We start from the raw sequence: 16,053 nt of genomic DNA on the forward strand, positions 1-16,053 counted from the left end.
AGTGGCAAAAGCCACAAATGACCCTTCCTCCAAAATGCACATCAGTGCACGCCCAGGTTTGCCTCCACTGCACCTCGGACCTGTTCTTGGCTTAGCTCTGGACGAACGTGAGTGGCCATTCTTATGGTCGAAACGTCAGATGTCCTGATGTCCACCGCAAGGAGGCGGATCTCCCAGGACTCCACATCCGAAGGAGCCAGCAGCCATGACCACCACAGCCGAACGTCCCGTCACCGAACCCAGCGTCGAGGACCTCGCCGGAGTCTTCAACGATGTCAATTCTGCAGTGGGCGCCGCCCGTAGGGCCTACGTCGCCTTCTCGGAATGCTCCCTGGCCCAGCGTCGCGCCTTCGTCGATGCCGTCCGCGAGGCCGCGACCCAGCAGGACCGCCTGGAGTACATGGCCAGTGCGGCCGTCGAGGAGACCAGGATGGGCAACGCCCACCACAAGGTACTCAAGAACCGCTACGCTGCGACTCGCACTCCCGGTGTGGAGGACCTCGTCATGGAGGCCCATCAGGGTGATGACGGACTCACCACCCTCGAGTACAGCCCCTACGGGGTCATCGGCGCCGTCACCCCGACGACCAACCCCACCGAGACCATCATCTGCAACACCATCGGCATGCTCTCGGCAGGTAACACCGTCGTCTTCAGCCCCCACCCGAGGGCCCGACACCTCAGCGCCTGGTTGGTCGACGTCCTCAACCGCGCGATGATGGCAACCGGCGCCCCCGCCAACCTCATCACCCTCATCGCGAACCCGACCCCGGAGACCACCAAGAAGCTCATCAGCCACCCGGACATCACGATGTTGGTGGCGACCGGTGGGCCGCAGATCGTCAACATGGTGCTCTCGAGCGGCAAGAAGGCCATCGGCGCAGGGTCGGGCAACCCGCCCGTCGTCGTTGATGAGACCGCCGACATCGCCAAGGCCGCCACGGACATCGTCCAGGGTGCCGCCTTCGACAACAACCTGCCGTGCACCGCCGAGAAGGAGATGATCGTCGTCGCCTCGGTGCTGCCGGAGTTCATGACTGCGCTGCAGGCCAATGGCGCCCAGGTCATCAGCGACAAGGATGACCTTGCCAGGCTGCGGTCCTTGCTGCTCGATCCCTCAGGCGCCAAGCCCAACACCACGTGGGTGGGCCAGGATGCTCAGAAAATCCTACGTGCCGCCGGTATCGAGCCCGAGCAGGACACCCGACTCATCACCATGGTGACCGACCCGCTGGACCCCTTCGTCCAGGTCGAGATGCTCATGCCGGTCGTCCCGGTGGTGCCCGCCACCGATTATCTCGCCGCCATTGACCTGGCTGTCGAGTTGGAGCATGGCAACCGCCACACCGCGATCATGCACTCCAAGGATGTCTCGCGACTCGACCTCATGGCCCGCCGCATCCAGACGACGATCTTCGTCAAGAATGGACCGTCCTACGCGGGTATCGGCATCAACGGTGAGGGGTTCGCAACCTTCACCATCGCCGGACCGACCGGTGAGGGGTTGACCTCGGCCCGTAGCTTCGCCCGTCGGCGTCGTTGCGTCTTGGACGCACATTGATCCAACAGTCACCTGCGCCACTACTCCCAGGTGGAGCAGAGCTGGCGCAGGTGCGTTTCTGGTGACATGTACGTTGTCGGAACTGTCACCTCGTCAGGATGACGACGACCATGAGGGATCCCAGCCCTAGCAGAAACACCGAATCCACCCACCGCGCCCGTACTGCCAGAAGTCCGGCGAGATTGTCAGGCAACACAGCCCTCAACACGCCTCCCAGCAGCACCGAGGCAGCGAAGACCACCGCCCCGCGCCTCCAGTGCCCCGTCCCCATGACGATTGCGGACGCGGCGACCCCCAGCAGGCACACGGTCAGCGCCCACCAGGACTCCAGGTGCCTCTTTGACGCGGCACGACGGTCATTGCGTCGCGGTCGTCGGGTGGCACCTCCGGTGGGCGCTTCAGGCGTCAGTCGGCTCATGAAGGATCCGCGGCGAGCCGCTCAGCCCTGTCGACGACGTTGGACAGCAGCATGGCGCGGGTCATCGGACCGACTCCGCCCGGGTTTGGCGAAACCCACGCGGCCTTGTCCCACACGTCAGGGGCGAAGTCTCCCTGGATCTTCCCCTCCGCCGACCGCGACACACCGACGTCGACGAGCACAGCTCCTTCGCGGATCATGCTTGCATCAATGAGTCCCGGAGACCCGGCCGCGCCGACGATGATGTCGGCCTGCCGGGTGTGGTCAGCGAGGTTGCGGGTACCGGTGTGGCACAGGGTGACGGTGCAGTTCTCGGTACGCCGGGTCAACAGCAGTCCCAGCGGCCGACCAACCGTCGTGCCGCGACCCACCACGCAGACATTGGCTCCCGGCAGCTCGATCCCGTGCCGGGTCAACAGCTCGACGATCCCACGCGGAGTGCACGGCAACGGAGCCGGCTCGTTGAGCACCAGACGCCCCAGGGAGGCGGGGGTCAGACCGTCGGCGTCCTTGTTGGGATCAATGAGGTTGAGAGCCCAGTTGGTGTCGATGTGGCGAGGCAGCGGCAGCTGGACGATGTACCCGGTGCAGCGCGGATTGGCGTTGAGCCCACGAATCTCCTGAGCAAGATCCTCCGCCGTGACATCTCCCGGTAGGTCGACCCGAATCGACTCGATGCCCACCTGGGCACAGTCACGATGCTTGCCGGCAACGTATTGGTGCGACGCCGGATCATCCCCGACGAGCACCGTTCCCAGCCCCGGGACAACTCCCTTGTCGCGTAGGACTGCCACAGTTTCGGCAAGCTCGGACTTGATGGCGGCGGCGGTGGCCTTGCCGTCGAGTTTCTGAGCGGTCATGGATCCTCCTTGTGTCACGGCCTCAACAGGCCACCATCTTTCCACGAGACACGGTCCCTCACCTGTCGACGACCGTGGTGACAACGTCAATGACCCGATCAATGGTGTTCACGTCCATCACCGGCGGCAGGCTGACGAGATCGTCGGGCCACTCGACGTCCAGGTGACGCGGGCGATCCCAGTGCAACGGGCCGACGACACCGACACCTCGCAATCTGTCAGCGATCTCCCCGGCATCCGGATGTTGAAGGACGACTGGACAGGAGGCTCCCGGATTGACCACACGGATCGCCCCCGTCCCGGACAGCCCGGCCACCACGTCGTCCCTGGTCCTTTCGACGAGCCGGGCGTACCCGGCCAGATCACACGCCTCGAGCTCTCGACGTGCGTCGTCATTGGGTGGTACTGGGGCCCAGCACTCGTCGGCAAGGTCCTCCACCGCCTCAAAGGTGGCCAGTCCCCGTCTGGCCAGGAACTGCCGTCGCGCGGCCGTGAGAAGCTCATCCCTCTCATCGCGTGCTCCCACCAGACCCGACAGGTCGTGAGCGGCTTTGACCCACGCGGTCTCGGGCAGGGGCAGGAGCTTTCGGGTGCTGACGACGTCGACGTCAGCCGGTGACGACGATGGCCCCAGGAAGGAGTGGGTGCGATCGACGACCACGGGAATGTGGTTTCGTCGGGTTTCTTCGAGGACCTCAGTCAAGGCCGAACCGGGCTGGATGCCAAAGGTCTCGCAGCTCAGCACCACCGGGTGTTCACGTCGTTGTCGACATGACGCGATGGTTGCGGCCACGGAGTCAGCGTCGGCCAGGAAATCGTCCCCGATCTCCACCCGTCGCACCCGGTACCCCTCCAATTGCCACGGAGTGACCATCGTCTGACAGCAGAACCATGGCACGACGAGGGTGTCCGCAGGAATCCACTGGAACGGTGCGCCACCGAGACAGTAACCGTCACGAAGCCATCTGGCGGCCACGGCAGAGGCTTGACGTCCCAGTGCCACCCACGTCGTCACTGGCATGTCATCACCACACATTCACCAGCACTTCCCTCACTGTTTACCGGCTACTCTCTCATCCTCCGACTCCTGCAGGTAGACCGGTGCCATGCACACACCGCATTCTCGCCTCACCCGATTGGTGAGCGCCTCAGTTGCTGCCGGCATGGCTGCCTTCGGGTTCGTCGCGCCGATCGCAAGCCATGCCCAGCCCGAAAACAAAGCCACACCTGGCGCATCCAGCAGCGCCAAGAAACACACCACCATCACCTCGACGAACGTTGCCAGCGGCAAGATCAAGCACGTCTGGCTCATCATCCTGGAGAACAAGTCCTACGACGCCACTTTCTCCGGACTCAACCAGAACTCCTACCTGTGGAAGGAGCTGCCGAAGCAGGGCGCTCTGCTCCCCCACTACTTCGGCACCGGCCACTACTCGCAGGACAACTACACCTCGATGGTCTCCGGACAGTCCGCCGAGATGGACCTCCAGTCCGACTGCGACGTCGCCAACACCAGTTTCGGCTCGAACGCGTCGATCATCGACCGTCACACCGGCAAGGAGTTCGGGCGCGACGACAACTACGGCCAGGTTCTCTCGTTGGCTGGTCCGAACGCAGCCGACGGCAAGAACGGTTGCACCTACCCCAAGGACGTCCCTACCCTCTTCAACCAGTTCGATGCCGCCGGCGTCACGTGGAAGGGATACGCCCAGGACCTGCGCAACCACTCCGGACGCGAGGACGGCCTGGCTGGCTCTCCCGGCACCCTGGAGAACACCCCGGACAAGAACCCCAAGGCCATGAAGCCGACCGAGGAGGACAAGGCCAAGGGCATCACCTCCTTCACCGGCGCTCAGCCTGACGACCAATACGTCGCCAAACACTTCCCCTTCCCGTGGTTCCACTCCATCATCGGCAATGACGGCACTGGCAAGGACTCCTTGACCAAGCCGACCGACGGTGGCATTCCGTCGGACTCCAAGCACATTGCCAACGCCGACGACCCGTCCAACGGACTTCTCGCCGATCTGGCCAAGCCCGCGGACGAGGTGCCGGCCTTCAGCTGGATCACCCCGAACAACTGCTCGGACGCCCACGACGCCACCTGTAAGGGCAACAATCTTTCCGGTCTCTTCGACGCCGACGGCAAGCCGGACTACTCCAAGCCGCTGAGCACCCCGCCGAAGAACCACACCGGTGGCCTCTACGCCGCTGATCTGTGGCTGCGCTACTACATCCCGCTCATCGAGAAGTCGGATGCCTTCAAGGACGGTGGACTCATCGACGTCACCTTCGACGAGGCCAACCCACCCTTCACGAACATGTCGTTCAACAACGCCACCGATGACACCGACGTTGCGAAGGCCGCTCGCAAGGAGGAGCTGTACAACTACTCCCCGCAGACCATCAAGGATCTCGCGGAGGGGTACAAGAAGTACGATGCCAACACCTTCCCGAAGCCGTCCAAGATGTCGAAGAACTACGTCAAGGCCGACCTCGCCGGGCAGAACATCAACGGTGAGAACGTCGACTGGGAGCCGACCGGCCCGAACTCGACCCTCGAGACCGACGAGCACGGCAACCAGTTGTTCCCAGGACCGGGTGACAACGGTTACATCACCCGCCCGCCGTCCTGTGAACAGGACACCGATCTGGTGAACGCCGACAAGTCCAACTGCGTACACGGTGCCAAGAACACCGGTGCCGGCTGGGGCTACTCCAAGGCCAAGACGATTGACGTCAGCAACACTGCTGGCACCTCCAAGCTGACCGGCAAGGTCACCGTCACCGATCTGGGTCGCAAGGTCACCGGCGAGGGCATCCCCGACGGTGCCCACGTCGGCAAGGTCGCCAACCAGGGCCCGAACATGGTCGCCGATCCCAAGGATGATGTGACGAACCCCTCCTTCATCATCGTCGATGCCAACGACAAGCCTCTGAAGACCACCGCCGACGTCACCTCGGTGACCTTGTCGGCAACTGGTGTCCCAGGCCATCTGGCTGACGACGAGTCCCCGCTGGCCACCTTCAACGCCCAGGACGCCACCCCTGGCGGCGGCGCCACCGGTTCCGTGCTCATCTCCCCGTACATCAAGCCGGGAACCGTCTCGAACACCTACTACAACCACTTCTCATGGCTGCGCACCATGGAGGATCTCTTCGAGGTCTCCAAGGGCAATGACACCCGCGAGCTCGAGGCTGGCACCGTCTCCACCGGTCTCGATGGAGACGGCCACCTCGGTTTCGCTGCTCAGGCTGGTCTGGGGACCTTCGGCAAGGACGTCTTCAACAACCTACCGACTGAGCCGAACCCGTCCGCCTCGGCCAGTGCATCCACGCCCGCCTCCGCTGCCCCGACTGCCACCGCCACCTCGAGCACCTCGGCCAGTGCATCCACGCCCGCCTCCGCTGCCCCGACTGCCACCGCCACCTCGAGCACCTCGGCCAGTGCATCCACGCCCGCCTCCGCTGCCCCGACTGCCACCGCCACCTCGAGCACCTCGGCCAGTGCATCCACGCCCGCCTCCGCTGCCCCGACTGCCACCGCCACCTCGAGCACCTCGGCCAGTGCATCCACGCCCGCCTCCGCTGCCCCGACTGCCACCGCCACCAGGAGCACCTCGGCCAGTGCATCCACGCCCGCCTCCGCTGCCCCGACTGCCACCGCCACCTCGAGCACCTCGGCCAGTGCATCCACGCCCGCCTCCGCTGCCCCGACTGCCACCGCCACCAGGAGCACCTCGGCCAGTGCATCCACGCCCGCCTCCGCTGCCCCGACTGCCACCGCCACCAGGAGCACTGCCCCCGGCGCTGCTCCTGGTGACGACGGCAACGGTTCGCGCCCCAGCCTGCCGCGCACCGGTAATGGTGAGGTTTCCGACCCGGCTGCCGCGGAGTCCGCAATTGCCGGTCTGGTCGTCGTCGGTGCCGCCGTCTCCGCCTGGGCTATCCGCCGCAAACGACGCTGAGAGGTGGGGAATGAGTAATCGTCACGCAATCGCCACGGGCCTTCGCAGGGCTGTCGTCATCGGTCTGTGCTCAGGTGTCGTCCTGATCTCGGGATGCTCGGCGTCTGGTCACGACGCTGCCTCGCCCGCGCCGTCGGCCTCGGCCGAGGCTGGCAGCCCCGCCGAACAGCTGGCTACCCAGTCCATGCCTTCCTGGTTGCCCTCGCAGAGCGCCCCGGGAACCGTCGTCGGAACCGTTCAGAAGCCGGCCCTCTCCTATCAGGGAGTCGAGGTCAAGGTGAACCTTGATCGTGGCAACTCGGTGGTCATGAACGTCAACGGTCCCACTGCCCCGCCTGGAACGAAGGTTGGCGCGGAGGAAGCAGACCTCACGTGGACGGTGACGGTCTCCGAGGCGACCGGGACGGTTCCGCTGTCGGTCAAGCAGTTCAACGTCCAGGACGAAGCCGGTGAGTACCACTGGGCACGGCCGGTCAAGAGATCGACGATTCCCACCAAGATCGACAAGGGCCAGAAGGTGACCTTCAAGATCCACACCATTGCCTCCTCGGGCGAGGGCATGGTTCGCTGGGCACCTGACGGCAAGCACGTCGTCGCCCTGTGGGATTACATCGCTGAGCTCGACTGACCTTCCCGAAGAACCACGAGGGGCCCGGACCATCATGGTCCGGGCCCCTTCACGTGTCGTTGGTCCTCGAGCCGGGATCAGTGGAAGAAGTGCCTCGTTCCAGTGAGATAGAGAGCGACGCCAGCCTTGCGGCAGGCCTCGATGGTCTCGTCGTCACGAATCGATCCGCCCGGCTCGACGATGGCCTTGACGTTGGCATCGATGAGAACCTGAGGACCGTCGGCAAAGGGGAAGAAGGCGTCGGATGCGGCCACCGATCCGGCGGCGCGATCGCCGGCCCGCTCCACGGCCAGACGGCATGAGTCGACGCGGTTGACCTGACCCATGCCGACGCCGACCGAGGCTCCGCCATGGGCCAGGAGGATGGCGTTGGACTTCACCGAGCGGCAGGCCTTCCACGCGAAGAGCAGATCGGCCAGGGTGGCATCGTCGACGGCCTCACCAGCCGCGAGGGTCCACTGGCTCGGGTCGTCACCCTCGGCCTGGAAGACGTCCGCCTCCATGGCCAGCAGCCCACCGTCGATCTGGCGCAGCTCCCAGCCGGCCACCTCGGGCGCGGGTGCCTCCAGCAGGCGGATGTTCTTCTTGCGGGACAGGATATCCACGGCCCCGTCCTCGTATCCGGGAGCGACGACAACCTCGGTGAAGATCTCAGCGACCTGCTCGGCCATCGCGACACTGACCGGGCGGTTGGTGGCGATGACGCCGCCGAAGGCGCTCAGCGAATCACAGGCGTGGGCCTTGCGATGGGCCTCGGCAATGTCCGAACCGGTGGCGATGCCGCACGGATTGGAGTGCTTGATGACGGCGACGCACGGCTCCTCGAAGTCGAAGGCGGCGCGACGGGCCGAGTTGGTGTCAACGTAGTTGTTGTAGCTCATGGCCTTGCCATGCAGCTGCCGAGCTCCGGCCAGACCGGGCTCGCCGGGGCTCTGGTAGACCGCAGCAGCTTGGTGGGAGTTCTCGCCGTAGCGCAGCGGATGGATGAGCTCACCAGTCATGCCGACGAAGGCAGGCACTCCCTCGCCGGAGACCCCGTTGCGAGTGGCGAACCAGGTGGCCACCGCGACGTCGTAGGCAGCGGTGTGGGCGAATGCTCGGGCTGCCAGGACGCGACGCTCCTCGCCGGTGTAGCCGCCCTCGGACAGGGCTCGGGCGAGGTCCTCGTACTGGTCAGGGTTGGTGACGACGGCAACGCTCGCGTGGTTCTTGGCGGCCGCGCGGACCATCGACGGGCCACCGATGTCGATCTTCTCGATGCACTCGTCGAAATCTCCCCCGCGCGCCACGGTCTCGGAGAAGGGGTAGAGGTTGCACACCACGAGGTCGAAGGGCTTGACGTCGAGCTCGGCCAGCTGATCACGGTGGGACTCCAGTCGGCGATCAGCAAGGATGCCGGCGTGAATCTTCGGGTGGAGGGTCTTGACGCGACCGTCGAGGCACTCCGGGAACCCGGTGACCTCACTGACCTCGGTCACCGTCACCCCGTGGGAGGCCAGCTCCTTGGCGGTCGAGCCGGTCGAGACGACCTCGACCTTGGCGTCGATGAGGGCCTCGGCCAACTGGCCAAGGCCAGACTTGTCATAGACGGAGACGAGGGCTCGACGGATGGGTTGACGTTCACTCACTGTGGATCCTTCCGGGACGGTTCGGTGCCGAGTTCTTGCGTACCGGGGCGAGCCCCGGCAAGTTCTGTGACGACTTCGACGAGCATCTCTCGTTCCTCCACCTTGATACGTTCGTGGAGGGACTCGACGGTGTCGTCGGTCAGGACGGGCACGGCCCGCTGGGCGAGGATCCGACCAGTGTCGACCCCGGCGTCGACTATGAAGACGGTGGCACCGGTGATCTTGACTCCGTAGTCCAGGGCATCGCGGGGGCCGTGTATCCCGGGGAAGGACGGCAGCAGGGCCGGGTGGGAATTGATGGTGCGTCCCCCGAAACGATCCAGGAAGGTCGTCCCGAGCAGCTTCATGAAGCCAGCACAGACGACCAGGTCAGGATCGAACCGGGAGACGTCATCGGTCAGTCGCGCATCCCAGGCCGCCCTCATGGTGACCCGCTGGTCGGCGTCGGCCCTGGGGAGGGGCTCGGCAAAGGTGGGGATGCCGGCCTTCTCGGCTCGTTGCAGGGCGACGGCGCCAGGCTGGTCGGAGCCGACGGCGACGATGGTCACCTCTTCGGGCAGGTTGTCGATGAGGGATTGCAACAGGGTTCCGGTGCCCGAGACGAGCACGACAACACGAACGGTCACGCCCCCACCCTAAGCCCTCAAGGCCTGTGTGGGGCGCGAGGCTGTGACGGCGGACAGGGTCGTGAAGGTAGCGACTGCGGCTTGAGCGGCCTCATGTCCCTTGTCCTCATGGGATCCTTCCAGCCCCGCGCGGTCGAGAGCCTGAGCATCATCATCGCAGGTCAAGACGCCAAAACCGATGGGGGTCCTGGTGCGTACGGCGACATCCGTGATGCCCCGCGTGGCGGCGTCGCAGACGTAGTCGAAGTGCGGGGTTCCTCCCCTGATGACCACGCCGAGGGCAACGAGGGCGTCGAAGTGGTCGGCGAGGGCGGCACAGGCCACCGGGAGTTCGAAGGACCCCGGCACCCTGACGACGACGGGATCGGCCACCCCTGCGTCGGCCAGGCCACGCAGGGCACCGGCAAGCAGGCCATTCATGACCTTGTCATGCCATTGCGATGCGACGACGGCGACCTGAAGGCCACTGCCGTCGAGGTTGCTGAAGTCAGGGGCGGCGGGCCCCGCATTAGTACGAGAGCTCATGATCATTCTCCTTGGGTGCTCAAGGTGGGTTCAGGGTGATTCGGGTCGGGCGTGGTGATCTCGGGCATGTCGTGGTCAAGTGCCAGCAGATGTCCCATCCGATCGCGTTTCGTACGCAGGTACCGCTCGTCCTCGGGACGGGCCGGAATCTCGAGAGGCGACATCGTCACCTCAAGTCCTCCTTCACGCAGGGCGTCCACCTTGGCAGGGTTGTTCGTGAGCAGGCGGACGGCAGAAACACCGGCATCAGCCAGAATCGCCACCGCCGCGCCGTACTCACGAGCGTCGATGGGTAGGCCAAGGTGAGTCTGGGCATCGACGGTGTCGAGTCCACCATCCTGGGCCCGGTATGCCGCGATCTTGTTGAGCAGACCAGTCGCCCGTCCCTCGTGGCCACGCAGCAGGATGATGGCCCCACCATGCTCATTGACGTGGGCCTGTGCGGCTGTCAGCTGGTCGCCGCAGTCGCAACGCAGGGATCCCAGAGCATCACCGGTGAGGCATTCCGAGTGCACCCTCACCCAGGCTGGGCCACCGTCGTCGGGGTGGATCCCCTTGTCAGACATGAGTAGGACGTGTTCTGCCCCGGTGAGGTTGTCGCGGTAACCGGTCATCGTGAATTGGCCGTGCCGGGTCGGCAATTCCGCGCTGGCAAGGGCCGTCACGCGAGGTGCCGCAGTGGTGTCAGCCGGATCATGGGAGAGCCGCCACTGCGCCAGTTGATCGATGGTGACGAAGGCCAGATCCTCGGTGCGAGCCAGCTCGGCTATGGAGTCGGTACGCAGACACATACCGTCATCCCCCACGAGTTCGCCGATGAGACCGACGGGCTCCAAGCCGGCCAGCCGGGCGAGGTCGACGGCTGCCTCGGTGTGACCGCGCCTCTCCAGCACTCCCCCGGCGCGGGCCCGCAGCGGCAGGACGTGACCGGGGCGGACGAGGTCAGCGGAGGTCGAGGTGGCGCTTGCGAGTACTCGGGCGGTGCGAGCACGCTGGGCGGCATCGATACCGGTCGTTATCCCGGACGCCGCGTCAACGGCGACGGTGTAGCGGGTTCGCAGCGGGTCCTGGTTGGCGGGCCACATGAGGGGCAGACCGAGTTGGTCAGCGTGCTCGTCGGTCATGGGTGCGCACAGGTACCCGGAAGTGTGGCGGACCATCCATCCGACCCAGCGTGGATCAGCCAGCTCAGCGGCGAGGATGGCGTCTCCCTCGTTCTCCCGGTCGGCGTCGTCGGCAACCAGCACCGGACGTCCGGAGCGCAGCTCGGCCAGCGCCTCCTCGATGGTGTTCAGCATGACTTCTCCTTGTTCACGAGGGATTCCAGATACTTCGCGATGACGTCGACCTCGATGTTCACGGGTTCGCCAGGTTCGAGACCACCGAGGACCGTGCCGGTGAGGGTGGTCGGGATGAGGCTCACCTCGAACCACTCGGAACTGACCTCGCAGACCGTCAGGGATGTGCCGTTGATCGCGATCGACCCCTTTTCGACGACGTACCTGGCCAGCGTGGTGGGAAGGCTGAATCGGAAGACCTCCCAGTGGTCGCCGGGAGTACGGGAGACGAGTTCGGCGACCCCATCGACATGCCCCTGGACGATGTGCCCACCGAGGCGTCCCGCCACAGCCACCGGGCGCTCCAGATTGACCCTGCTCCCTGGGACCAGTCGCCCCAGGGCAGTGCGGTTGAGGGTCTCGGCCATGACGTCACAGCCGAAGGTCACCTCGTCGAGATCGGTGACCGTCAGGCAGGTGCCGTTGACGGCGACGGACGACCCGAGCCGGGCGTCGGAACAGACCACGGGTCCGCGGATGGACAGTCGAGCCGACTCCTGTCCCTTGTCGATGGCGACGACCTCGCCAATCTCCTCGATGATTCCGGTGAACATGGGTCTCCTCACTCGTGGTGTGCGCGGATTTGGATGTCAGGGCCCAGCCGGCGCACGTCGTCGATGACGAAGTGGTGGGCCAAGGTCAAGGTGGTGACGGTGGGATCGATGACGGCTGCCCGACCGTCTCCCAACACCGTCGGCGCGATGTGGGCGACGACCTCGTCAACGAGGCCGGCGGCCAGGAATGCTCCGGCCAAGCGTGGACCACCCTCGAGCCAGACCCGGTGGATGCCGCGATGCCACAACACGTCAAGCACCTCGACGGGGTCGTGGCTGCGAATCTGCAAGGTCTCGGCGGAATCGTCGTGGAGATGGCAACCAGCAGGCAGGTCCCTCATCCCCACCACGACGCGCAGCGGCTGACAGGTGACCTCGGACAGCCGGACAGTCAGTCGAGGATCGTCAGCCAGAGCTGTTCCGGTACCGACGACGATCGCCCCGCACCGGGAGCGGCCGATCTGCACTTGGTGACGCGCCTCTTCCCCGGTGATCCACTGACTTGTGCCGTCGGGAGCGGCGCTGCGTCCGTCGAGGGTGGCGGCGTACTTCCAGCACACCCGGGGGCGTCGGTGGATCTGGCTGAACGTCCAGTCGGCGTTGAGAGCCATGGCAGCCTCGGGAAGAACACCCGTGACGACCTCGACCCCGTTGGTGCGCAGGAACTGTTCTCCCCCAACTGCCACCGGATTGGGGTCGGACTGGGCGATGACGACGCGGGAAACCCCGGCCTCGCGCAGGGCATGGCTGCATGGACCGGTGCGTCCGGTGTGATTGCACGGTTCCAGGGTGACGACGGCAGTGGCTCCCCGGGCAGCGTCGCCAGCCTGATGCAGTGCCTCTACCTCGGCGTGTGAGGTTCCCGCCCCGTGATGCCATCCCTGTCCGACAACCTGACCATCGGCGACGATGACGCAGCCGACACGCGGATTCGGGTCAGGGCATGGCGAGTTCGCTGCCAAGTTCAGGGCGAGCGTCATGGCGTCGTCCCACCGCTGGTCCATCTGTCCTCCCGGGCCGTTGCGGCTCCGGGGTGCGCAAGGACGACACACGGGGCTGACGACGCCAGCCACCTGCCGTGCTGCCTCCCATCCGGACTTTAACCGTCGGTACCGGAATTCCACCGGTTCAACCTCACCGTCACGAGGACGGCTCGGGTCGCGGACTATCACCGCCGGTTCGGACTTTCACCGACCCCGGAGCACGTGTGCTTGCGGACAAGTATGCACCCATTTGCCACGGCGTGTGGCGTCATCCCAGGAGTTCATGTCGGCAGGGGGGCAACGCCACTCCTGAAGGCGGTCTCGCCCGGCTCAGGAATGGTGGGTGGTGTCCCCGTTGTCGGGGTTCCCGTGATCGTTCTGAATGGAGTCGTAGATGCCGTGGCCGATGGTCTCTTCCTCGACCGCCTTGATGTCCTTGGACGCAGCCGTGGGACGGGTGGTCCTCCTCGACCCGGTGTCCTTCCACGACGACTCATTTTCGACCGAGGTCGCACCCTCACCAGCATCTAGGTCCTCGGCCTGAACGGCGCGGGTCTCCTCCGCGTCAGCTGCTTTCGCAGCAGCTTTCTTCTCGGCCTTAGCCTGTTTCCTGGCAGCCCGGCTCCGGGCCCTCTCCTCGGACTTGGCTGCGTGGGCTTCCTTGTGTGCCTCGCGACGCTCTGCACGCCCCTGACGCGACTCCTCGGATTGCAGCTGGCGAGTCATACCGACGGCGAACCCGCACAGCATCGTCACCAGGGTGAGGATACCGACCGCGCATCCAGCCATAGCCGGCATGATCGTGCCGACCTCACTAAGGCGTCCATCACCCAGGCTGCCACGACTCAGCAGGCCCAGGATGGCCAACACGAGCCCGGACAACAGACCAGAAAGAGCACCGATACCCGCTCCGATCTCAAACCCGGCCTCCGGCAGGGACTTCATGACAAGAATGCCACCGACGATTCCGGCAACCACCGGGACGGCAAACCAGGCACAGGCAGCCGGGCTCAACGGACCGTTGGAGGGCAAGGCCCCAAGCACTGGCAATGCCGGGACGATCCCGAGGTGTGTTCCGAGCGGGGAGACGAAGGTCTCGGTTCCAAGGGCAAACCCCGGGCCGACCGTCCATGAGGTTCCCCACAGTGCCATGGTGGGCAGCCAGGCCAGTTGCAGCAGGATGAGGCAGACTCCCCCCCATCCGGTGGCTCCGATCTGTTGGTGCAGGTGGACCACGTTGCTCGCATGAACGAGCAGGGCGACGGCTAGTGCGGCTGATCCGCCTGCCAGGCAGATGGCAACGGTCGACCCAACAGCCTTCGGCAGTCCACGAGCCCAGTGGGGCAAGCCGCCGAACGGGTTGACGCGTGCACCGCGACTAGCCCCGACGAGACCTGAGCACAGTCCAATGAGAAGGGCACCAACCATGGCCGTCACCCAGTGGGACGTACCGGCGGCAGCCGTCATGATGATTGCCGCGAGAAGCTCGATGGTGGCGTGGAGGGCAATCGCCTCACCGACATGTCGACGTGGCGGATGTCCGTCGTGGCGATGCCACAAGACGCGGGTGCCATAGCGGCAGGCTTCCTCACCGAGCAGCAGGCTGACGCAGGTGAGCCCCAGCGGGATGAGGCCGACGTGGATCCCGATGATGTCGATGGGCACACCGTGGCCACTCAGCCAGAGGCTCGACGCCGCAACAAGGATGCTCGGGAAGGACCGACCGTTACTGGACAACCACTCCGGGACGATGATCCCGGCCAAGGCGAGCCACTGGGCCAGGATGGCTGCTGCTGCGGCCGCCAGGACGACGACCGGCCATGGCCACGGGACGCGAGGCTCACGAGGTCCGTCAGCCTCGGAGGACTCAACGACGAACCTCGCCGAGGTCGATGTCGAGCCAGATGTGCCCATGTGGGAGTCCTGTTCGGTTCGGGGAAGAAGATCATCTGGAACCCTACCGTCCACCGGCGACGATTCTGAGTCACCACACCTGTGAGCACGACACAACGCACGGAACCCGGCTCCACAATGGGGCCGGGTTCCGTGCGAACACAGGATCAGGGCGTCACTTCTTGAGCGAGTCCATCGCCTCGTGAGCCAGCTTGGCGGTCTCGGTCGGGGTCTTGCCGACGCGAACGCCAACAGCCTCGAGAGCCTCCTTCTTGGCGGCCGCGGTGCCCGAGGAACCGGACACGATAGCGCCGGCGTGACCCATCGTCTTTCCCTCAGGAGCGGTGAAGCCAGCCACGTAAGCCACAACCGGCTTCGTGACGTGCTCAGAGATGTACTTGGCTGCGCGCTCCTCTGCGTCGCCACCGATCTCACCGATCATGACGATGATGTCGGTCTCCGGGTCGTCCTCGAAGGCCTGCAGGGCATCGATGTGGGTGGTCCCAATGATCGGGTCGCCGCCGATGCCGATGGCCGTCGAGATGCCCAGGTCGCGCACCTCGTACATGAGCTGGTAGGTCAGGGTGCCGGACTTGGAGACCAGGCCCACGCGTCCCGGGCCGGAGATGTCGGCGGGAATGATGCCGGCGTTGGACTTTCCGGGGCTGATGATGCCCGGGCAGTTCGGGCCGATGATGCGGGTCTTGCCGGAACGCTGGGCGGCGGTGAAGAACTCCGCGGTGTCCTTGACGGCGACACCCTCGGTGATGCAGACAACCAGCGGGACCTCGGCCTCGATGGCCTCCATGACGGCCGACTTGGTGAACTTGGCCGGGACAAAGATCACGGACACATTGGCGCCGGTGGCCTCGACGGCCTCCTTGACGCTGCCGTAGACCGGGACGGTAACGCCACCGTTGAAGGACACGGTAGTGCCCGCCTTGCGCGGGTTGACGCCACCGACGACGGCGGTGCCGGAGTCGAGCATGCGCTGGGTGTGCTTCATGCCTTCCGAGCCGGTCATGCCCTGGACGATGATCTTGGAGTTCTGGTCGAGAATGATCGCCATGTC

General features: G+C 65.4%; 12 protein-coding genes, 2 pseudogenes and 1 riboswitch. Of the genes and pseudogenes, 3 read left to right on the forward strand and 11 right to left on the reverse strand.

The window, feature by feature from the left end:
• Window positions 1-205 precede the first annotated feature (205 nt).
• The gene (locus tag ACP8LP_RS08700; RefSeq protein WP_063279527.1) at window positions 206-1,561 is read left to right on the forward strand and encodes an aldehyde dehydrogenase family protein; all 1,356 of its coding nucleotides are present in this window, start codon (window positions 206-208) and stop codon (window positions 1,559-1,561) included.
• An 85-nt stretch (window positions 1,562-1,646) separates the two neighbouring features.
• Here ACP8LP_RS08700 and ACP8LP_RS08705 read toward each other — a convergent pair whose 3' ends face one another.
• The 3 genes and pseudogenes from ACP8LP_RS08705 to ACP8LP_RS08715 all read right to left on the reverse strand — a co-directional run bounded on the left by ACP8LP_RS08705 (window position 1,647) and on the right by ACP8LP_RS08715 (window position 3,860).
• Complete coding sequence (locus tag ACP8LP_RS08705; RefSeq protein WP_016665971.1) at window positions 1,647-1,979, reverse strand: DUF3017 domain-containing protein; 333 nt, start codon at window positions 1,977-1,979, stop codon at window positions 1,647-1,649.
• Window positions 1,976-2,839, reverse strand: a complete 864-nt coding sequence (locus ACP8LP_RS08710; RefSeq protein WP_016665972.1) for a bifunctional methylenetetrahydrofolate dehydrogenase/methenyltetrahydrofolate cyclohydrolase — start codon at window positions 2,837-2,839, stop codon at window positions 1,976-1,978. The genes ACP8LP_RS08705 and ACP8LP_RS08710 overlap by 4 nt, the downstream gene beginning before the upstream one ends.
• Window positions 2,840-2,853: 14 nt before the next feature.
• Window positions 2,854-3,860, reverse strand: a pseudogene (locus tag ACP8LP_RS08715) (hypothetical protein).
• An 85-nt stretch (window positions 3,861-3,945) separates the two neighbouring features.
• On the opposite strand from ACP8LP_RS08715, the pseudogene ACP8LP_RS08720 reads away from it, so the two are divergent.
• Window positions 3,946-6,172 (forward strand): annotated as a pseudogene (locus ACP8LP_RS08720) (alkaline phosphatase family protein); the annotation flags it as partial.
• Window positions 6,173-7,114: 942 nt separating this feature from the next.
• Window positions 7,115-7,435, forward strand: a complete 321-nt coding sequence (locus tag ACP8LP_RS08725; protein WP_252908228.1) for a hypothetical protein — start codon at window positions 7,115-7,117, stop codon at window positions 7,433-7,435.
• A 77-nt stretch (window positions 7,436-7,512) separates the two neighbouring features.
• Here ACP8LP_RS08725 and purH read toward each other — a convergent pair whose 3' ends face one another.
• From purH to sucD, 8 genes are all read right to left on the reverse strand, one after another.
• Window positions 7,513-9,063 carry a bifunctional phosphoribosylaminoimidazolecarboxamide formyltransferase/IMP cyclohydrolase gene (gene purH, locus ACP8LP_RS08730; RefSeq protein WP_063279530.1) on the reverse strand — a complete coding sequence of 517 codons (1,551 nt, stop codon included), beginning with the start codon at window positions 9,061-9,063 and terminating at the stop codon, window positions 7,513-7,515.
• Complete coding sequence (purN, locus tag ACP8LP_RS08735) at window positions 9,060-9,689, reverse strand: phosphoribosylglycinamide formyltransferase (RefSeq protein WP_016665977.1); 630 nt, start codon at window positions 9,687-9,689, stop codon at window positions 9,060-9,062. The genes purH and purN overlap by 4 nt, the downstream gene beginning before the upstream one ends.
• Before the next feature lie 9 nt (window positions 9,690-9,698).
• A complete protein-coding gene (gene ribH, locus ACP8LP_RS08740; RefSeq protein WP_016665978.1) occupies window positions 9,699-10,214 on the reverse strand; it encodes a 6,7-dimethyl-8-ribityllumazine synthase in 516 nt (171 codons plus the stop codon).
• Window positions 10,215-10,216: 2 nt separating this feature from the next.
• Complete coding sequence (gene ribB / locus ACP8LP_RS08745) at window positions 10,217-11,512, reverse strand: 3,4-dihydroxy-2-butanone-4-phosphate synthase (protein WP_016665979.1); 1,296 nt, start codon at window positions 11,510-11,512, stop codon at window positions 10,217-10,219.
• Entirely contained in the window at window positions 11,506-12,105 is a 600-nt protein-coding gene (locus ACP8LP_RS08750; protein WP_484483115.1) for a riboflavin synthase, read from the reverse strand. Before ACP8LP_RS08750 ends, ribB begins: the two co-directional genes overlap by 7 nt.
• Window positions 12,106-12,113: 8 nt before the next feature.
• Window positions 12,114-13,109, reverse strand: coding sequence for a bifunctional diaminohydroxyphosphoribosylaminopyrimidine deaminase/5-amino-6-(5-phosphoribosylamino)uracil reductase RibD (gene ribD / locus ACP8LP_RS08755; protein WP_016665981.1), 996 nt, complete (start codon window positions 13,107-13,109; stop codon window positions 12,114-12,116).
• Between the two features lie 70 nt (window positions 13,110-13,179).
• A riboswitch (FMN riboswitch) is annotated at window positions 13,180-13,314 on the reverse strand.
• A 104-nt stretch (window positions 13,315-13,418) separates the two neighbouring features.
• Window positions 13,419-15,002, reverse strand: coding sequence for a cell division protein PerM (locus ACP8LP_RS08760; RefSeq protein ID WP_016665982.1), 1,584 nt, complete (start codon window positions 15,000-15,002; stop codon window positions 13,419-13,421).
• Window positions 15,003-15,156: 154 nt separating this feature from the next.
• The gene (sucD, locus tag ACP8LP_RS08765) at window positions 15,157-16,050 is read right to left on the reverse strand and encodes a succinate--CoA ligase subunit alpha (protein ID WP_063279532.1); all 894 of its coding nucleotides are present in this window, start codon (window positions 16,048-16,050) and stop codon (window positions 15,157-15,159) included.
• Between the last annotated feature and the right edge of the window lie 3 nt (window positions 16,051-16,053).

It is taken from the genome of Cutibacterium sp. LaCa_89, from assembly GCF_058177555.1.